This window comes from Pseudomonas sp. S2_H10 (genome assembly GCF_054668285.1).
The window spans coordinates 5,974,514-5,990,676 of the sequence record NZ_CP162754.1 but is presented as its reverse complement, the minus strand read 5'-3'; the positions used below and the strand labels follow the sequence as shown (position 1 = coordinate 5,990,676).

23 protein-coding genes are annotated in these 16,163 nt (G+C 57.3%); 13 read left to right on the top strand and 10 right to left on the bottom strand.

Annotation, left to right across the window (positions count from 1 at the left end; translation table 11 throughout):
• Positions 1 to 7 precede the first annotated feature (7 nt).
• Positions 8 to 352, bottom strand: coding sequence for a hypothetical protein (locus AB4O16_RS27130; RefSeq protein WP_460156274.1), 345 nt, complete (start codon positions 350 to 352; stop codon positions 8 to 10).
• The gene (locus AB4O16_RS27125) at positions 349 to 678 is read right to left on the bottom strand and encodes a hypothetical protein (RefSeq protein ID WP_028236772.1); all 330 of its coding nucleotides are present in this window, start codon (positions 676 to 678) and stop codon (positions 349 to 351) included. The genes AB4O16_RS27130 and AB4O16_RS27125 overlap by 4 nt, the downstream gene beginning before the upstream one ends.
• 101 nt (positions 679 to 779) lie before the next feature.
• Here AB4O16_RS27125 and AB4O16_RS27120 point away from each other — a divergent pair, with 101 nt between their 5' ends.
• Together AB4O16_RS27120 and AB4O16_RS27115 are read left to right on the top strand one after the other, a co-directional pair.
• A complete protein-coding gene (locus AB4O16_RS27120) occupies positions 780 to 959 on the top strand; it encodes a type II toxin-antitoxin system HicA family toxin (RefSeq protein WP_072458260.1) in 180 nt (59 codons plus the stop codon).
• A 51-nt stretch (positions 960 to 1,010) separates the two neighbouring features.
• Positions 1,011 to 1,436: a type II toxin-antitoxin system HicB family antitoxin gene (locus AB4O16_RS27115; RefSeq protein ID WP_460156273.1), complete on the top strand. Its 426-nt coding sequence runs from the start codon at positions 1,011 to 1,013 to the stop codon at positions 1,434 to 1,436.
• 321 nt (positions 1,437 to 1,757) lie between these two features.
• Here the strand turns inward: AB4O16_RS27115 and AB4O16_RS27110 are convergent, their stop codons facing one another.
• The 7 genes from AB4O16_RS27110 to AB4O16_RS27080 form a co-directional block, all read right to left on the bottom strand.
• A complete protein-coding gene (locus AB4O16_RS27110) occupies positions 1,758 to 2,303 on the bottom strand; it encodes a hypothetical protein (protein ID WP_460156272.1) in 546 nt (181 codons plus the stop codon).
• Positions 2,300 to 2,902, bottom strand: a complete 603-nt coding sequence (locus AB4O16_RS27105; protein ID WP_460156271.1) for a recombination protein NinG — start codon at positions 2,900 to 2,902, stop codon at positions 2,300 to 2,302. Before AB4O16_RS27105 ends, AB4O16_RS27110 begins: the two co-directional genes overlap by 4 nt.
• Positions 2,899 to 3,369: a hypothetical protein gene (locus AB4O16_RS27100; RefSeq protein WP_460156270.1), complete on the bottom strand. Its 471-nt coding sequence runs from the start codon at positions 3,367 to 3,369 to the stop codon at positions 2,899 to 2,901. Before AB4O16_RS27100 ends, AB4O16_RS27105 begins: the two co-directional genes overlap by 4 nt.
• Positions 3,369 to 4,163 (bottom strand): hypothetical protein, encoded by a 795-nt coding sequence (locus AB4O16_RS27095; RefSeq protein ID WP_460156269.1) that lies wholly within the window; start codon positions 4,161 to 4,163, stop codon positions 3,369 to 3,371. The genes AB4O16_RS27100 and AB4O16_RS27095 overlap by 1 nt, the downstream gene beginning before the upstream one ends.
• A complete protein-coding gene (locus AB4O16_RS27090; RefSeq protein ID WP_460156268.1) occupies positions 4,150 to 5,121 on the bottom strand; it encodes a phage replication protein in 972 nt (323 codons plus the stop codon). Before AB4O16_RS27090 ends, AB4O16_RS27095 begins: the two co-directional genes overlap by 14 nt.
• A gap of 180 nt (positions 5,122 to 5,301) precedes the next feature.
• Positions 5,302 to 5,724: a phage regulatory CII family protein gene (locus AB4O16_RS27085; protein WP_460156267.1), complete on the bottom strand. Its 423-nt coding sequence runs from the start codon at positions 5,722 to 5,724 to the stop codon at positions 5,302 to 5,304.
• A gap of 292 nt (positions 5,725 to 6,016) precedes the next feature.
• Positions 6,017 to 6,256, bottom strand: a complete 240-nt coding sequence (locus AB4O16_RS27080; protein ID WP_460156266.1) for a helix-turn-helix domain-containing protein — start codon at positions 6,254 to 6,256, stop codon at positions 6,017 to 6,019.
• Positions 6,257 to 6,339: 83 nt separating this feature from the next.
• On the opposite strand from AB4O16_RS27080, the gene AB4O16_RS27075 reads away from it, so the two are divergent.
• The 4 genes from AB4O16_RS27075 to AB4O16_RS27060 all read left to right on the top strand — a co-directional run bounded on the left by AB4O16_RS27075 (position 6,340) and on the right by AB4O16_RS27060 (position 9,504).
• Positions 6,340 to 7,203 carry a LexA family transcriptional regulator gene (locus tag AB4O16_RS27075; RefSeq protein ID WP_460158092.1) on the top strand — a complete coding sequence of 288 codons (864 nt, stop codon included), beginning with the start codon at positions 6,340 to 6,342 and terminating at the stop codon, positions 7,201 to 7,203.
• 56 nt (positions 7,204 to 7,259) lie between these two features.
• Positions 7,260 to 7,463, top strand: a complete 204-nt coding sequence (locus AB4O16_RS27070) for a hypothetical protein (protein WP_460156265.1) — start codon at positions 7,260 to 7,262, stop codon at positions 7,461 to 7,463.
• Between the two features lie 458 nt (positions 7,464 to 7,921).
• The gene (locus AB4O16_RS27065) at positions 7,922 to 8,665 is read left to right on the top strand and encodes a HipA family kinase (protein WP_460156264.1); all 744 of its coding nucleotides are present in this window, start codon (positions 7,922 to 7,924) and stop codon (positions 8,663 to 8,665) included.
• Entirely contained in the window at positions 8,662 to 9,504 is an 843-nt protein-coding gene (locus AB4O16_RS27060; RefSeq protein WP_460156263.1) for a DUF3037 domain-containing protein, read from the top strand. The genes AB4O16_RS27065 and AB4O16_RS27060 overlap by 4 nt, the downstream gene beginning before the upstream one ends.
• Before the next feature lie 238 nt (positions 9,505 to 9,742).
• On the opposite strand, the gene AB4O16_RS27055 is transcribed toward AB4O16_RS27060, so the two are convergent.
• Positions 9,743 to 10,054 (bottom strand): DUF1654 domain-containing protein, encoded by a 312-nt coding sequence (locus AB4O16_RS27055; RefSeq protein ID WP_460156262.1) that lies wholly within the window; start codon positions 10,052 to 10,054, stop codon positions 9,743 to 9,745.
• A 519-nt stretch (positions 10,055 to 10,573) separates the two neighbouring features.
• On the opposite strand from AB4O16_RS27055, the gene AB4O16_RS27050 reads away from it, so the two are divergent.
• The 7 genes from AB4O16_RS27050 to AB4O16_RS27020 all read left to right on the top strand — a co-directional run bounded on the left by AB4O16_RS27050 (position 10,574) and on the right by AB4O16_RS27020 (position 16,144).
• Positions 10,574 to 11,248 carry a polysaccharide lyase family 7 protein gene (locus AB4O16_RS27050; RefSeq protein WP_460156261.1) on the top strand — a complete coding sequence of 225 codons (675 nt, stop codon included), beginning with the start codon at positions 10,574 to 10,576 and terminating at the stop codon, positions 11,246 to 11,248.
• Positions 11,249 to 12,170: 922 nt separating this feature from the next.
• Entirely contained in the window at positions 12,171 to 12,566 is a 396-nt protein-coding gene (locus AB4O16_RS27045) for a hypothetical protein (protein WP_460156260.1), read from the top strand.
• The gene (locus tag AB4O16_RS27040) at positions 12,566 to 12,757 is read left to right on the top strand and encodes a hypothetical protein (protein WP_460156259.1); all 192 of its coding nucleotides are present in this window, start codon (positions 12,566 to 12,568) and stop codon (positions 12,755 to 12,757) included. The genes AB4O16_RS27045 and AB4O16_RS27040 overlap by 1 nt, the downstream gene beginning before the upstream one ends.
• Entirely contained in the window at positions 12,754 to 12,948 is a 195-nt protein-coding gene (locus tag AB4O16_RS27035) for a hypothetical protein (protein ID WP_460156258.1), read from the top strand. Before AB4O16_RS27040 ends, AB4O16_RS27035 begins: the two co-directional genes overlap by 4 nt.
• 168 nt (positions 12,949 to 13,116) lie before the next feature.
• On the top strand, positions 13,117 to 13,920 hold the full coding sequence (bet, locus tag AB4O16_RS27030; protein ID WP_460158091.1) for a phage recombination protein Bet: 804 nt from the start codon (positions 13,117 to 13,119) through the stop codon (positions 13,918 to 13,920).
• Positions 13,917 to 15,554 (top strand): YqaJ viral recombinase family protein, encoded by a 1,638-nt coding sequence (locus AB4O16_RS27025; protein WP_460156257.1) that lies wholly within the window; start codon positions 13,917 to 13,919, stop codon positions 15,552 to 15,554. The genes bet and AB4O16_RS27025 overlap by 4 nt, the downstream gene beginning before the upstream one ends.
• Complete coding sequence (locus AB4O16_RS27020) at positions 15,551 to 16,144, top strand: hypothetical protein (protein WP_460156256.1); 594 nt, start codon at positions 15,551 to 15,553, stop codon at positions 16,142 to 16,144. The genes AB4O16_RS27025 and AB4O16_RS27020 overlap by 4 nt, the downstream gene beginning before the upstream one ends.
• The last annotated feature ends 19 nt before the right edge of the window (positions 16,145 to 16,163 follow it).

Below are 16,163 nucleotides of genomic sequence, written 5' to 3'. Positions count from 1 at the left end.
GCGCGGCCTACGACTTGCGCCGCTCGACCCCACCCGGCGCCTTGTCACAGCGCATGCAGTGTTCACAGTTCAGCGTTCGGCAAAGCCAGGCTTTCACCCGCTGCCACCAGGTAACCATGAAGATGTGGCGGATGCCGGCGAGAGCCAGGGACACATGCAGCGTCACACCTGCGCCGGTGGGCGGCAGGATGAAGTGATCATTGCGAGCCAGGATCGCGTAGCCGCTGATAGCGATCGCGGCGTAGATGATCTTGCCCACCACCCCATCACGAACCTTCCCGCTCAGCACGCACCAGGTCGCCCACAAACCGATCAGCCCGCAGGCGACTGCGTTCAACGTTTCGTAGTTCATGGCGGGTTGCCTCCCCCGAACCGCTGGCGAATGAACGCCCAGAGGTCAGCGGCTTTGATGGCGCGGGTGATAGCGGCAATGAGTGACCCGCCGAACGTGCCGAGCAGGAAGCCGACACCCGCCACGCTGCGCGGCTCGACCACACCGAAGTAGGAACTGATCAGGCCGGTGAGGTAGTGGGCACAGACAGCTCCCGAGAAAATGAAGATGGCCCAGGCCTTACGGTCGACCAGATCATCGCGGTGCCAGAAGCTGGCGGCGATAGCGCCCAACAGTCCGGCAAATGCCCAGTCGAGCTTATCGAACAGGCGCTGTAGAAACTCCATGCGCTCGACTCCGTAGTGGCATGACAAACAAATAAAACATAAATGTTGTATTAAAACAAAAGTGTTGTAGAATGGACTCATCCAAACAACGAGGCGAGGTGATGAAGTTCAGCGAGTTCAGACGATGGTTGAAGGCCCAAGGGGTGACCTTCGAAGCCGGCAAAGGAAGCCACTTCAAAGTCACCGCCCCAAACGGCAACAAGACCACCTTCGCGGATCACGGCAGCAAGGAAATGCCAGAACCGACCCGCAAGGCGATCATTAAACAACTGGGGCTCTGAGAGCCCCTTCACCACATCTGAATGCTGGACCATCACTTCCGAGGAGTGACCATGTACGACTATGCAATCCGCTTTGAAGAAGATGATGGACCAGGTGTTGCCGTCTTCTGCCGAGACCTGCCGCAACTGAACAGCTATGGCGATGACCGAGAGCACGCTATTAGCGAAGCCCTGGACGCGATCGAATCTACTCTTTCACTCTATGTCGACGAGCGTCGCGCCATTCCGACAGCATCTGCACCACTGGACGATGAACACGTTATTCATTTGCCAGCAGTAACCGTGGCGAAGATCGTGCTGTGGAACACCATGATGGAGCGGGATATGCGCAAGGCAGATTTGTGCCGGTTGCTCGGTGTGCACCAGGCCCAGGGCGATCGTCTGGTCGACTTCCTGCACACATCGAAAATGGAACAACTGGAAAACGCTTTGGCTGCTCTCGGCAAGCGTCTTTCGGTAACTGTCGAGGCAGCCTGAATAGGTGCGAGGGCCTTTCCCCTCCTGTCCGCCAAAGACCTTCCCAGCGTCGACGCTCCATTGCATCGATCTCGCTGATCCAGTCTCGCGCCACCCTGCAAGCATGTGAGGTCAGGGTGCGCGGGCTGCCGGTGTTGATCCGTAGCACTGCACTTGCCGGCTTATCAGTGTCCAGGCCTTCCGTGAGGCCGCCCTGGCTGCGGTGAACGGTTTTCTTTGGGCAATAAAAAACCCGACGCAATGGTCGGGCTTTTTTGTGTCACTCCTACACACGCAGGAATGACAGGATGGGGAGATAATGGCTCACTGGATCAGTGGTCGTCAAGCGGCTTTTGTCTCAATCAGTTCTTCTGCATCCAGTATCGTTTCAGCAGACACCAAAGCCTCGTCAACCTCGCGCTCCAGCGCCTTGCGGATGTCACGCCGCCACCGCTCTTGCGTCTTGATTGGATGCGGCTCATTCGACCAGTTATCCATTTCGTACCAGCCCGCCGGCAACACGCTAGTCGAGCGCTTACCATCCACGCCCGGCAACTTCGGCAATGCCCAAGTGACCACGGCGCAATGCAGGAACCGCTCAGGCGCCGGCGAGCGCATGAGCCTCGTCAACTCAGCGATGGCGGCATGCTTGCGTTCAGTGTGAGTCGAGAACTTCGCCACCAGCACGCGCCAATGCGCTGCCGAGAGGGCTTTGCGCAGACGACCAAACACCCAGCAGTCCGTGAGGAAAGCAGCTTCCTTGCCGACGATCTCCCCCTTCTGCTTCGCGCATTGCACCTTTGGCTCAAAGTCGCAGCCGCCGGCAGAGTTGATGGTTTCGGCGGCGAGCGCCCGAACAACTGCGGATACCACGTTGCGATAGGTCATGCTGCTCTCCCCTTCAGCTCTCTTGTCTTTGCCCGATACTCGGCCTTGATGGCCTTGATCTCGTCCACGGTGTACCTGCGGGCCGAATGAAGGCCTTCCAGCCAATTCACTTTGTCGGCGCCGATGCGCTTCACCAGCCGGATGCGGTACTCAACCGCGTTACCGGATAGGTTCCGATTGCACTTCACGCACTGGCGGTGGATGTTCAGTGGTTCGAAACGCAGCTCAGGGCAGGCGCCGACCGACCGATAGTGCCCAGCATCCCAGCGGCTGCCGGTGATCAGGTCGTGATCACTGGGCAGCGAGTCGCAGCTGATGCACGGCAGGTGCGCGTCACGCAGGCGCACGTACTCATTGACTGCGGTCTGAGCTTCGCGCAGATGATCCGCCCTGCTCTTCAGCTTCTCCTTGCGGAGCTTGATCTCGCGGCGCTCGCGCTGATCGATGGCCTTCCGGGCTAATTGCTGGTTGGCCGGCTGCTTGGCCAAGTCCAGCGCACACCTAACGCTGCAGGCCCTTTGCGTCGAGAGTGAGGGCCGGTACTTGTTGCCACAGGCCTTGCAGCTCTTCTGCTTCACTTCCTTGATGGCAGTCCTCATGCCGCCTCCTCGCTCAGCAGGTCAGTGAAAACCACCCCATGGCCAGTGAAGTAGGCTGCGATTCGGTCGGTGTACTGGATGCCCTGGGCGCGATTGAACAGGCTGGTCACCGGGAATCCGTCAGGCCCGAACAACTTGCAGCCGCCCATCATGGCCAGCTTCTCCTCGTAGGGCAGATGACGCATGACCCGGTACCACGCAACCTGAAACCCCGAATCCTCGTTCAGCAGGATCTGCACGCCGAAGTGCAGCTTGCAGTAGCGGCGGGCATCGGCCGCGTCACCGATCTGGGTCATCTCAGAAATGCGCTTGTACATTCCGAACCACAGGGCGTTTTGGTCCAGCGTGCGGTCTTTGCCAGGACGCAGGGACACAACTACGAACTTCTTGTCGCGGTACATGGCGCTCAGCTTGGTGATGGCCTCGGAGAGCTTGGCCTGGCAGTTAACGCTGATTTTGTCGGTCATCACAGGCGCTCCTTGCGAGTCATTTGCTCTACCGCTTTCAGTTGGTCAGCCTTGCGAGAGGCGAGTCGCCGGCGCTCTAACCGGGCAGCCCATCGAGATTGAATGTCTTTGCGACGGCGGTGTGCCTGCAGCTCATCCCTGACTTGCTGCCAACGAGCATGCAGCTTTGCGGATGGCTGAACAGTTGACCCGGTCAGCAACCCAGCAATGGCCTGACCATCTGCGGTGGTGGGCGCAATACGCAAATCAGCCAAATACTGAGTTCCGGCTTGCTGGGTGATCAGTTGCATGCGTACCGCCGATTCGATGGCAGTCACCCGTCGAGCTGGGTCGAAACCGAGGGACACGCTCCATGTCACCGGAGCTGCTTCGGCGCGAGCCTGAGTTACCAGGCGTTCGTACGCGCTCATGAACGCCATGCGCGCCCCGACCTTGTCGCCCAATCGAAGAATCGAAGCGGCCGCGGTCATGGCTTGCTGGATCTCAGCGGTCAGAACCACGGTTTCGCTTTCGTCGTGCCCGCAAAGAGCAATCGACCACGCCTCATCCTTGCCCGGGCGACCATCGGCAGCCTGAACACGCTGCAGGATGTCAGCCATGGTCAGCTTGCCTTTTACTTCGAAGCGGCAAGCCTTCAGTGCTGCGCGGATGTCCGATACGGGATAGACGCAGAGGTCCTCAGCCATGATTGCCGCGGTACCGGGGCTCATCTCCTGGCCCATGGCTTCCGCCGTGGCAATGATGGCCGCCGCCAACCCTGCTACCTGAGCGTCATTCATTTCACAGGTATTCATTGCGCTCTCCTGCCTGGCGCTTGGCCAAGACCATTTGGGCGGCCTGTTCCGCTGCAGAGACGTTCGCCTCAGTGCGCTCCATCTGGCGGGCCGTGGCCCCGTTGATACGCTGACCAGTCACCCACTGGGTGTGATAGCTCTCAGCATTCGCCAGCAATTCGTTGAGGCTGTGGCACTTGCGCAGCACGGCAGCATCGCTGGTTTTCAGGAAGTGGGCTGCAACGTGGTGGGCGACGTCGGTACCGAGGCGGTCGACAAGCTGACCGAGTTGGCCGCCGACCTTGGCGTTCCACACCGGCCAGGTGTTGTAGCGCTTGCGGTAAGCCATCGCGTAGTTCGCCCAGACCTTGAAGGTTTTGCAGGTCTGGTCTTTGGGACCCGGCATGTCGGCGGGAATCTCTACCCGTGGCGCATCGGTACGATCAACCACCAGCACCAAGTTGCAGGCCGGCTTGTCCGGGCTGCCTTGAAAGTCCTGACTGGTATCCTGATTAGTACCCTGATGATTGGTATCCTGATTTGTCGGAGATTTTTCCGACCTTGGCCCGGATTTTTCTCCGACCCTGCTCGGATTTTTTTCCGAGGTAGATCGGATTTTTTTCCGACCTTTGTTATTCGGTGGGGTCGGATATTTTTCCGACCCATCAAGCTTCTGGTTCCACTCGACCGCCTTCTCGGTCAGGCGAAACAGCGTGATGTTCGAGGTGCTGGAAAGCTCAATCAAACCGGCCTCTTCCAGGGCCTTCAGCATGCGGTAAGCGGTGTCTGGCTTATCGGTGAGTAGCGGCAGCTCCTCAATGATTTTGGCCTTGCTCAACGCGAAGAAGATCCCGTCATCAGTCTTGATTGGCTTGGTCCAACTCGGGCAGCCGTAGACGAAGGCGAACAGCAGAGCTTGCTGAGAATTCAGCCCCCACTCCAATGCCTTCACCTGGTTGATCGTGACGGTGTATTGCATGTCAGGTATTCCTGACCATGTGGAAAAACGCAGAAGCACGCGACACGTTTTTCAGAATCTGAAAACATGTCGCGACATTGGAAGGGGTGTTGCTTGAATTGGGTTGGCTCTGCATAATCGGCCTCATCAAGTGGTAATGAATTAGCCGGGGCGCAATCCCGGCTTTTTTGTGCCCGGGATTCAGGCGGCCTTCACCGATGCATCCATCACGTCCAGGCTCTGCCGGACATGGTGGATTTCTTGGCGAATCAAGGATTTTTCGAAGGTGCTGACGTGGTCGTCTCCGAGTGCTTCGTGCACTGCGATAGTCAGATCAGCCACTTCTTTGCCCACATTGATCAGAGATTTGGTCAGTGCTTGAGGTTGGGGAGCAGACTTGGCGACTAGGTCGAAACCGAATTCATTTGCGAGCGCCATCAAGGGGCGCATGTCTCCGGTATGGAGCAAGATCCCAAACAGATGCTCCACGGTCAGGTGATGAGCGTCGTTGTCCGGGTTGGCTCGCTGGAGCAGACCAACGTGCGGAACGCCCATCTTTGCCGCCAGTGCTTTTGCCTCGTTATCCAGAACAGCGCTTTGGCAAGCCCGCAAAAAATCTTCCATTCGTAAAACCTCAAATTTGTTTCCGTGGTGGCGTTACGCCAACAAAGCGATGATCTGGTCATGACCAGATCAAGGACGCATCCATGACCACTCATTCCGAATTACATGGCGAGATAACCGCCCTTTGCTGCTTGGTAGTTGCCTTGGCTTCCACCCTTTCCTTGTCGTCTCAACTCCGGCTATGGCCTGCGTTTGAGCGGGTTGCCGGTCCGTTAAGGGCGCGGCTTGGTCTTGAAGAGCTGCGAGGGTTTGAGCGGGCGACTGCTACGCTAAGTTCGCAGCGTGCTGTGGTTTAGGCGGCGGACTTCTTTGGGTGAGCTTCCAAGAGCAGCCAAGACGGCTCGAACGGTTTTCCATTCGCGGCAGCCAGAGCAGCAATTCGCTCGGCATATCGCGTCTCGCCGGTGTATTCGGTGCGCGGCAAACAGTCAGCGGTCAGCCATTTGTAAACAGCTCGAGGAGACTTTCCGCAGGCCAACGCAACGACTGGAACTCCGCCAGCGTCATCGATCGATTTCTTGAGCGGCCGCATAAGGCCTCCGAGTTATTTATGAACTTACAGTACATATTATGTCGGAACTGAAAGTACATGCAAGCACGTGCGATATTGAACCTATGGTTCAGATAGAAGAAATTCGCACAGCCTTTGTGGCTCGTTTAAAGAAATCCTTGGCTGCTCACGGCATTGACCAGTGGGGCGCAGGCGCTCGCCTAGCTGAAATCGCCAAGGTCACCCCGAAGGCTTCCAGCAAATGGCTGAACGGCGAGTCGATGCCGGGCCCTGCGAAGATGCAAGCAATCGCGGATGCGCTCGGCGTGAAGATTGAGTGGCTTCAGCACGGATCAGGAGTAGATCCCACGCTCTCGCGCATGCCGGTAGTCGACGATCCAACTGGTTCCGAGGTGAAGTCTGCCGCCGATATCGTGCTTGAGATGCTCACCAAGCAGGGAAAAGGACTTTCAGGGGATGCCCGTAGACGACTACTTGCGGTTGCAGAGGCTGAAGATGCCGGCAGCGCCATAGAGGTCGATTACTACCGCCCTGGCGTAGTGGGTGACGAGGTGTGGATCGCGCACTACGATGTCCGTGCCGCTATGGGTGGTGGCCAAATACCGCACGACTACCCGGAATTGCTCCAGGACGTGAGAGTAAGTCCTCAGCACCTGCGCGAGATGGGCGTCGAGTTCAAGGAGCACTTCCATCTCAAGATGGTGACCGGCTGGGGCCAGTCGATGGCGCCTACGATCAAGCACCGAGACCCGCTACTCGTCGACATCAGTATTCGGGAATTCGTGGGGGACGGGATTTACATGTTCTCTTGGGAAGGTCACCTCTACATCAAGCGCCTCCAGTGGATTGGTGACGGTCAAATCAAGATGATTTCCGATAACGACAAGCATCCCCCGCAAACGATCAGGGCTGATGAGACCTACATCCAGGCTCGGGTGCTGCTGGTGTGGAATGCGCACCTGGTGTAACTGCGTTGCGGGCTCAGCATCTGGCCCGGAGTGCGGGCGCTGCAGAGGTACTGACAATGCCGAAGAAAAAGCCGGAAAGTCAGGCTGCGGTGACTGCAGCTGAAATCGAGCGTTCTATTCAGGCTTTGAATAAAATGGCTGAACGCCTTTGGGGAGATGACCGGGAAGCGGAGGCTAAAGCCCTCCTCGATGCCTTGGATGCATTGAACCGGGCGCTAGACCGGATCAGGATTGGCGAAAGCCGCAAGACTCTTCATTGAAGAAAATCATGGACTCATCGAAACAGCATCTAGGGCGACGGGGATTTTATAGGTGCATAGGGTTGAGGGTTAACCCGGTTAACAGTTGTCGCGACAACCATTAGAGCTGCGGCGGATCCCCCAACGCATGGGAGCCTAGCCAACCTGGAACGAGGGCTGACGGCATGGCGCACTCACTTCGATACCAGATAGGCGAATCCATCCGAACCATTGAGGCTGAGGTGGGGAAGCTGCTCGATTTGGCAGCAACGCTTAGAGAAGCTGGGGAAGAAGACTTAGCTTTGGCCGTCTCGGCCCAGGCAAATAAGCTGCTTGAAGCAGCGGTAGCGTTGAGAATCGCGATGTCAGGCTGACTGCTTACGCGGATGAGGTGAAGGCGGGAAGCATAATCAGAACGTAACCCGGGCCGTACGGCTAGAAAGTTACGCATTTAAATTTAGCTCAGGGATAGTACGGCTATGTCGGACCTAGTAACAGCTGTCGAAATTGTTCGTCAAAGCCATCAGGGAATATCCATAAAGCCTTTCATTATTCGTGCTGACGATGGTGAAACCTACTTTGTAAAAGGGCTTTCCAAATCCGGCGGTCCTGCACTGATATCGGAGTTACTCAGCGCAGAATTAGGCAAATTTCTCGGATTGCCTATTCCTCCATGGAAAAAGATGCACGTCCCTCAAGATCTGATCGACTTCAGCGTGGTTCCGAACGTCTCCGATCTGGAAGGGGGATTAGCCTTTGCATCGCAAGCGGTCGAAAGCGCTGTTGATTTCAACATTGCCCATCTGAAATCCACTCCTCGAGACCTGATGAGGAAGGTTCTGCTTTTTGATTGGTGGGTACAAAATGGAGACAGGATTCTCGGCCCAATGGGTGGGAACGTGAACCTCATATTGGACAGTCGTGGCGAACTGGCCGTCATCGATCACAACATGGCATTTCATAAGTCATTCAATCCGGAAGAGTTTCTTGAAGAACACGTGTTCTGCGAGTGCCGTAAAGATTTTAGGGACTACCTCGTTCGTCAGGAATACACTGATATTCTGAGCAAAGCGTTGTCGAACTGGGATACGATCATCACCTTTTTGACCGAAGACTGGCTTTATAGGGATGCAGACCTCATCGACCTGACAGAGCCAACGCTAGCAAACCGGCTAGAAATTCTGCAGATGTTCAAGGAAGAGCGATTCTGGGGGGCCCTATGAGAATCATATGTAATTACTCGATTTTGAGGTTTCTCCCTTACCCAGAGACGGGTGAGTTTGTAAACATCGGGATAGTGCTGTTTGCCAATAATGGCGATTTTCGTTTCGCCGTGGAGGCCAAGCGCCAGCGCGTAACAACATTTTTCCCAAGTCTTGATGCAAAGATTTTTATCAGGGCACGAAAAGAAGTAAATGCGGAGCTTGCTAGACTTAGCGGCTTTTTCACGAGCCATAGGTCTGATCGCCAAGCCCTCTCTGCCACGTTCAGCCACCTAGTGCATCCGCGGGAAACGATGATGCGCTTCAGCGAGCCAGGATCAATAGTCGCGGCAAATTCAGACCAGGCACTAAAGGCTCTATTTGACCACTATGTGAAGCACAGCTTTGCAACAAAGGAATATCAAGAAGCAGCTCTAGAGAAGCAGCTAGGCAGGCTGTTGGCTGACGTCAATCTGAAACAGCATTACGTGGATCGAAAGCTGGGCTCAGCTGACTACCCGGTGAAATTTCCATTCGTACTGATCCAGGGCGGCAAGCCTGTGCAGGCAATCAAACCATTGCACCTTGGTCACGAAGAATCCGGAAAAATTTATGAACACGGGGATGCATGGATATCACGGGTCCGACGCCTAAGCGCAAAGGGCCAGCTACCACCTGATACTTTGTTTGTCGCAGGCCCTCCTATCGCTGGCAAGCCGAAGCTTTTTAAGGCTTATAAAGAGGTTTCGATAGAATTGAGCGCGTTTCCAGAGGTTCGCGTAATCAGTTCAGAAGAAGATCGAGCAAGCATGGTGAGTCTAATTAAGGAAGGCATTCCAGCCTCAGCTGAAATAGCGTAAGTAAAGCCCGGCCCAGCGCCGGGCTTTTCGTATCTGTCTGTCACGCCTTCGTCACATCCACCCAGCACAATGCAGTTAGCCAAAGGGATTTGGCCACATGCATCAAGAGCCCGGCCATTGCGCCGGGCTTTTTCATTCTGGCTTGCATTCCGGAAGACGCCGTCAACGCTGATTTCAACTGATGGATCAGCGCCTACTGAGAAAAGCAGCCTGCCTCGTGCGGGCTTTTTTACGCCCATCAGAAAGGCGCGACCTCCTCCACCTCCTCCATGCTGTCGACCTCCATTACGCGGTCTTGATCCGCACTCGCCTCCCACCTCAGAGTCACCGACTCATCGTCGTTGAACGTCATGTCTATGCCGTCCGTCTCGGACAACAACCCCATCACCTCTTCCCACTCCCGATCCCCATCCGTGTCCAGGCGGTGGATCGTTACCCAGCGCTGAATCTGCGCAACCGGGTGATTGATCATTGAAGAAACCCGCAGACCCAAGCGCTCTACACCGGACATCTCAATTCGTGCTGCTGGTTTCGCTTTGCCCTGCGCCATGCTCACAACCCCTTTTAACTGTATGTATATCCAGTAATTACAAAGAATAGCGAACCATTGGTTCGCGGTAAATCCCCCTGCAGGCAATCGCGCGAAATCCTACAGATCTGTACTTTTTCAAAAAATTATGTACTTTTGGTACTTGACCACTTGTGAACTTATAGTTCATATTTAATCCATCGCAGCGACACACGGCCACTGCGAAGGGCCTCAAAAGGCCTGACCGCTCTTTAACAGTCAGGAATCTTCGCGGATCGATCCTCGGCAACGGGTACAGCGCGAAACACAAATTTCGATCTCCATGCCAGCTCTGGAACTGGCCGGGCTCCCTACAAGGGAGAACGCCAAACCATGCAAGCCAGCCGGCGAATAACACCGAACACGAAATGTGTGACGCCGGCCAGGTGGGGAAACCGCGGCGCCGCGCATGGGGCGGACAACAGATTTCACTGGCTGGCCTTGGCGACAGGGCCAGACGGGAAATCAACCAGGCAACATAAATGGGATGAGGTAAAGACCATGACTGTGGACATCAGCAACTTCACCATCGCGACTCCCCTTCCAATTTCCGAGACCAACCCGATTGCTCTTGAGTTGATCGGCTGGCGGGCGCTGCTTGAATGCCCTGACATCGTCTCAATGCTTCCCGACGGCTCGCTACAGATGACAGCGCCCACACTCGGTGCTTCCAGCAAGAGCACGAAGCGCACACGCTGCGAGTGGAAGGAGCCCGGTTACTGGCCGTTCTCCAGCGCCGCGGATCACTGGAACCGGCAAGAAATGCGACTGATGAAAGTCAACTCGCTGCAGAAAGTGGTGATCAGCCAGATTCATGTGCAGGGTTCCGAGCGCCCCCCGGTGAAGGTGTTTTGGAACAAAGGCAAAATCACCATGGGATTCCGGTCGAGCTACCTGCAAGACGACCCAGTCAACTCGACGGTGCTGGAAAACGTGCCGCTGGGTGCACTTTTCAAAATCAACATCCACGCGAATTCAAGCGGTGCCGTTTCCGTGTCGGCGAGCTGCAACGGCGTCAAATCCACTTCCGCAATTATGCGTCTCGACAGTACCTGGGACACGAAAACTCTCGCCTTCCATGGCGGCGTGTACAACCAGATTGATTATTCCGACACCACCGACCCGGATGACGGATCGGTCTGCGTCATCAGCGACCTATCTATAACCCACGGCTGAGAACGCTCATTCACGTCAGCCTGACGATAACTGCCCGAGGTCCTGGTATTCCCCAGCACCAGGCCGCATCGGAGTGTGATCTGAGACGCAGGCCAAAAGGTTCCCCCGGACAGCCGGTACGCCGGAGCAAGTCAGGGCAGATCACACCCCGATGCGGATGATTCTGCACCGCGCAACGCGGCCCCCTGCATTCCTACATCCACACCGCACGGAGGATTGCAGCCATGCACCAGTAAGCGATCCACCTGCGTGGCGCAGTAAGCCTGAAGGCTGCGCCCAACATCCTGGCAGGCAGCGGAAAGCAGGGCCGAGGATGTGACCGCGCATCAACCGCGGACCGGTAGGCCCAACCGAAGACACACCGCACATTACTGATGCTGCACACCCAGGCCGTCGCCAGTTGCGGGCCTGGGGTTTTCACAAATTAGACTTGGTGGAGAGGTAGTGGGATCAGAGCGAATTAGTCGTCTCTATCGTCATGATCACGATCGCGATTGCGCTCATACCCATGATCATCGTAGCGACGATCATGTCTACGGTAGTGCTCTCGATCATCGTCATACCCTCGGTCGTACCCACGACCATGATCATAACCCCGATCACGACCGTACCTATCTCCGTCGTGCCAGTGAGGCCCGCAACCTCCCAGCAGGAGAGAGCCTGAAATGGCCATGAACATTATTACTGCACGCCTCATTTGAACGTCCTAAAAGCTAAAGTCGGCGATAAGACCGTGAGCCGGTTCAATGATTCACTGGTGAGTTACATCAAACCCAGAAGCCAAAACCATCGTTGAATTAGCAGTCCCCCCTACTCCGACACCACCCGCATGCACTCCCCTCCGCGCCCAACGGCAACCAGCGGAATGGATGAGTGCAGCCGAGTTTTGTTGGATCAACACCCGCCACTCTTGGAGGCGACCATGAACGCACTCGCAGCAGCACAGTCCCGCTGGGACCACATGACCCCTTACGACACCTCAGCGCGTGATGAGGCCGCAGACAATTGGTCCTACAACGCCGCAGAGCAACTGGTGCTGGGCTGTGACGTTGTGATTCGCACTCGCCGGCAGACGAAGGTCATCGGGTACGCGGAGTTTCTCGGCAAGATTCAGGCGCAGCTGAATCAGCGCCAGATCGACGGGGAGGACGACGAAGACCTTTTTGCCCAGCTGGTCATCGCAGCAATCAAGGGAGGCAATGTCAGGGGCTTCGCGGAAAAGCTGCTCGGCCCGCACGACCTTCAAGACATCGCCCTGGAGCTGGTCAAGCCTTGGTTTGATCTGGCCATGGAACAAGCCCGGGAGGATGTCGCCTGATGAGCCCGCACATCCTCATCGACGAAGCACTGGATAGCCTTGCGCATCCAGACAACCCGCCCGGCAACAGCATTCTGGTTCAGCAGATCATCACCAACCTGATGACGGACCAGCTGATCACCCTCGAAGAATTCAGCCATTACTGCCAGCGCCTGCTGAAGCATTGCAGGCAGCGCAAGGAGTTCGCATGAGTACTGCACCGGTTAAAAGTCTGACCGACGAGTTGTTGGAAGACATCGAACGCAAAATCGCCGTGCTTGGCTTTGGCCTTCCCTTCAACGAGGTGATCGGACGACAACGTGACGAGCTGGTAGCCAACTTGCCGCAGCGCCTGGCCGCGACAATGAAGGGCGGACGGATCGCGGTTAGGGTACGGCCATGAGCTCCTACCAGCGCGCCAAGCGCCTCCACACCTGGCGCGGATCCGCCATCGCCCTGCTGCTTTTCACTGCCTGGATTTTGGCAAGCGCCTACTCCGGCCAGCTCACCCAATAACCCACACCTTCAAACGCTGCGTGCATCGCGGCAAGGATTCCCCATGTCCGCAGTAATGAAACAGGTCGACCAAGCACCGGCCATGTCTGAGTCAGCACTTGTCGAGGTTTTGAGTGGCAGCCTGTACCCGGGCGCCGCGCACAACTCGGTCGTAATGGTCTTGGCCTACTGCCAGGCCGCGCACCTGGACCCGATGCTGAAGCCGGTCCACATCGTTCCGGTCTACCAGAAAGGCCGCGGCATGGTCGACGTGGTAATGCCGGGGATTGGCCTGTATCGCATTCAGGCGGCGCGCACCGGGCAATACGCCGGCATCAGCGACCCTGAATTCGGCCCGCCTATCACTGCCAACCTGGCCGGGGCTGAAGTCACATATCCCGAATGGTGTCGGGTAACGGTCAAGCGCCAGATGTCGAACGGGCTTGTGGCCGAGTTCACCGCCAGCGAGCGCTGGATGGAGAACTATGCAGCCTCCGGTCGCGACACCATCGCACCGAACGCCATGTGGAAAAGAAGGGCATACGCCCAGCTCGCCAAGTGCGCCGAAGCCCAAGCCCTGCGCAAGGCCTTTCCCGAAGTCGGATCGGCCCCCACTGCCGACGAAATGGAAGGCAAGTCATTCGAGGAGGCCGCCAGGGATGTCTCGCCCTCTCGGCAGGCCCAGCCAGATCCGGACGCGAAGCCTCCTTATCCCGACGAGCTGTTGGCTGAAAACATTGAAAAGTGGCAGCCGCTGATCGACGCCGGACGCACCAGTCCGGAACACATCATCGTCAATGTCAGCAGCAAGTACTCGCTGCGCGATGACCAGATCGAAACCATCACTAACCTCAAAGCCCTCGACGGAGAACCTGCATGAAAATTCATAACGTAGCTCAAGGCTCCGCCGAGTGGCACGCCCTCCGCGCCCAGCACTTCACCGCATCCGAAGCGCCAGCAATGATGGGTGCCTCGAAGTACCAGACCCGCACCGACCTGCTGACCCTGAAGAAGACCGGCATTGCGCCTGACGTGCCCCCGTCGCAGCAGCACATCTTCGACAGAGGGCACGCCACTGAGACCCTTGCCCGGCCGCTGGTGGAAGCGATGATCGGCGAAGAGCTGTATCCGGTCGTAGGCACCGAGGGCAACCTGCTCGCCTCGATGGATGGAGCGACGATGCTCGGTGAGACGCTGTTCGAGCACAAACTCTGGAACGAATCGCTGGTCGCCCAGGTGAAATCGGAAAACCTGGTCCCGCACTACTACTGGCAGCTTGAGCAGCAGCTTCTGGTGAGCGGCGCCGAGCGCGTGATCTTCGTGTGCTCCGACGGCACCGCCGAGAACTTCGTCAGCATGGAATATCGCCCGGTTGCCGGCCGCGCCGCGCAGTTGGTCGAAGGCTGGAAACAGTTCGAGGCGGATCTCGCCGGCCACGAAGTGGAAGATGCACCGTCGATCGTTGTCGGCAAGGCCCCGGACGAACTGCCAGCGTTGCGCATCGAACTGACTGGCATGGTTACCGCCAGCAACTTGAAAGTGTTCGAGCAGTCGGCTCTGGCCGTCATCGACTCGGTGAAAACCACGCTGACCACTGACCAAGACTTCGCGGACGCGAAAAAGGCCGTGAAGTGGTGCGGCGATGTTGAAGACGCCGTGACGGCGGCGAAGAAGCAGGCACTGTCGCAAACCCAGACCATCGACGAGCTGTTCTGCTCGTTGGATCGCATCAGCAAGCACGCCCGGGAAACTCGCCTGAAGGTCGACAAACTAGTGAAGGCTCAAGAGCTGCTGGTCAAGACCAACATCAAACAGAAGGCCGAGCAGGCGCTGACTGATCACGTCGCGGCGATCAACAAGACCCTGGGCAAAGTGACGCTGCCGGCCGTGACTGCGGACTTCGCGGGCGCCATGAAGAACAAGCGCACCATCGCCAGCCTGCAGGATGCCGTTGATACCGAACTGGCCCGGGCGAAGATTGAAGCAAGCCAGGCGGCCGACGGCATTCGCCTAAACCTCGAAAGCCTGCGCACTCTGGCCACTGAGCACGCCTTCCTGTTCGTCGACGCTCAACAACTGGTGATGAAGGCCAACGACGACCTGGTCGCGCTGATCAAGGTTCGGATCGCCGAGCACCAGAAAGCCGAGGAAGCGAAAGCCGAAGCCCAGCGCGAGCAGATCCGAAAGGAAGAACTGAAGCGCATCGAGGACGAAGACAAGGCAAAACAGGTGGTTGAGCCTGTCGCCGAGCCTGCACCGGTGGTTACGCCGGAGCTGGTAAAGCCCGCACCAGTCACCCAGGCAGCGCCGAAGCCGGTGGCTGCGACAGCGCAGACGCCACTGAGCCTTCAGGCCGAAGTCTTCGACCTTGAGGCGCTGGTCCATGCCGTCGCAGGCGGGCAGGTGCCGATTTCGGTCCTGTCGGTCAACTGGGAAGCTCTCGACGCCATGGTTGCCGCCAAGGGGCAAAGCTTCAGCGCTGCCGGCGTGAGGCTGGTGAAGGTGGCCGCATGATCAGCAATCACCTCAATCTGGTTGAGCAGCTTCGGCCCAAGTCAAACGAGCTGGCGGCTCAAGTCGCCCAGTTCGTGGCTATGGGCGGCAAGATCGAAGAAGCCGCCCCCTACAATTACAAGCCCAAGCCGATCAGCTACAGCAACCAGATGCCGCCGGCACCGAAGCCATTTGTTCGGCGCCGGGTTGAAGCACCGCCTCCGCTACCAGATGCATTCGATGCCCGCCAGCAGGCGCGCGAAAGGATGGTCGATCAAGTTCGTGGGTTGAGCAGCACACACACCCAAGTGGAAGTTGCGGCGGTCGTCGGCGTAAGCAGGAAGGCTATCTACAGCATCGCCAAAGAGCACGGCATCACGTTTCAGCGCCCAACCCGTGGAGGCGCGAATGACGCGCTGCGCAAGGAGCAAGCAGATGCCAGAGACGCAAAATATGCCGAGCGGATCAGGGCTTTCATGGAACTGGGCATCACCCGGCGCCAGTGCTGCGGGAAGCTGGCCATCGGCAACAAAGCCTTTGAGCGGATCATTACGGCCCACGGCATCGACTACCCGAAAGCGCGCCGAGGTAGTAATTCATGCGCCGCATAGCTCGCGTCCAACAACGTAA

What these genes read in the sequence shown, in the direction of transcription:
- AB4O16_RS27130 (WP_460156274.1), bottom strand. Translation starts at nt 352, where the DNA reads ATGAACTACGAAACGTTGAACGCAGTCGCCTGCGGGCTGATCGGTTTG.
- AB4O16_RS27125 (WP_028236772.1), bottom strand. Translation starts at nt 678, where the DNA reads ATGGAGTTTCTACAGCGCCTGTTCGATAAGCTCGACTGGGCATTTGCC.
- AB4O16_RS27120 (WP_072458260.1), top strand. Translation starts at nt 780, where the DNA reads ATGAAGTTCAGCGAGTTCAGACGATGGTTGAAGGCCCAAGGGGTGACC.
- AB4O16_RS27115 (WP_460156273.1), top strand. Translation starts at nt 1,011, where the DNA reads ATGTACGACTATGCAATCCGCTTTGAAGAAGATGATGGACCAGGTGTT.
- AB4O16_RS27110 (WP_460156272.1), bottom strand. Translation starts at nt 2,303, where the DNA reads ATGACCTATCGCAACGTGGTATCCGCAGTTGTTCGGGCGCTCGCCGCC.
- AB4O16_RS27105 (WP_460156271.1), bottom strand. Translation starts at nt 2,902, where the DNA reads ATGAGGACTGCCATCAAGGAAGTGAAGCAGAAGAGCTGCAAGGCCTGT.
- AB4O16_RS27100 (WP_460156270.1), bottom strand. Translation starts at nt 3,369, where the DNA reads ATGACCGACAAAATCAGCGTTAACTGCCAGGCCAAGCTCTCCGAGGCC.
- AB4O16_RS27095 (WP_460156269.1), bottom strand. Translation starts at nt 4,163, where the DNA reads ATGAATACCTGTGAAATGAATGACGCTCAGGTAGCAGGGTTGGCGGCG.
- AB4O16_RS27090 (WP_460156268.1), bottom strand. Translation starts at nt 5,121, where the DNA reads ATGCAATACACCGTCACGATCAACCAGGTGAAGGCATTGGAGTGGGGG.
- AB4O16_RS27085 (WP_460156267.1), bottom strand. Translation starts at nt 5,724, where the DNA reads ATGGAAGATTTTTTGCGGGCTTGCCAAAGCGCTGTTCTGGATAACGAG.
- AB4O16_RS27080 (WP_460156266.1), bottom strand. Translation starts at nt 6,256, where the DNA reads ATGCGGCCGCTCAAGAAATCGATCGATGACGCTGGCGGAGTTCCAGTC.
- AB4O16_RS27075 (WP_460158092.1), top strand. Translation starts at nt 6,340, where the DNA reads ATGGTTCAGATAGAAGAAATTCGCACAGCCTTTGTGGCTCGTTTAAAG.
- AB4O16_RS27070 (WP_460156265.1), top strand. Translation starts at nt 7,260, where the DNA reads ATGCCGAAGAAAAAGCCGGAAAGTCAGGCTGCGGTGACTGCAGCTGAA.
- AB4O16_RS27065 (WP_460156264.1), top strand. Translation starts at nt 7,922, where the DNA reads ATGTCGGACCTAGTAACAGCTGTCGAAATTGTTCGTCAAAGCCATCAG.
- AB4O16_RS27060 (WP_460156263.1), top strand. Translation starts at nt 8,662, where the DNA reads ATGAGAATCATATGTAATTACTCGATTTTGAGGTTTCTCCCTTACCCA.
- AB4O16_RS27055 (WP_460156262.1), bottom strand. Translation starts at nt 10,054, where the DNA reads ATGGCGCAGGGCAAAGCGAAACCAGCAGCACGAATTGAGATGTCCGGT.
- AB4O16_RS27050 (WP_460156261.1), top strand. Translation starts at nt 10,574, where the DNA reads ATGACTGTGGACATCAGCAACTTCACCATCGCGACTCCCCTTCCAATT.
- AB4O16_RS27045 (WP_460156260.1), top strand. Translation starts at nt 12,171, where the DNA reads ATGAACGCACTCGCAGCAGCACAGTCCCGCTGGGACCACATGACCCCT.
- AB4O16_RS27040 (WP_460156259.1), top strand. Translation starts at nt 12,566, where the DNA reads ATGAGCCCGCACATCCTCATCGACGAAGCACTGGATAGCCTTGCGCAT.
- AB4O16_RS27035 (WP_460156258.1), top strand. Translation starts at nt 12,754, where the DNA reads ATGAGTACTGCACCGGTTAAAAGTCTGACCGACGAGTTGTTGGAAGAC.
- bet (WP_460158091.1), top strand. Translation starts at nt 13,117, where the DNA reads ATGAAACAGGTCGACCAAGCACCGGCCATGTCTGAGTCAGCACTTGTC.
- AB4O16_RS27025 (WP_460156257.1), top strand. Translation starts at nt 13,917, where the DNA reads ATGAAAATTCATAACGTAGCTCAAGGCTCCGCCGAGTGGCACGCCCTC.
- AB4O16_RS27020 (WP_460156256.1), top strand. Translation starts at nt 15,551, where the DNA reads ATGATCAGCAATCACCTCAATCTGGTTGAGCAGCTTCGGCCCAAGTCA.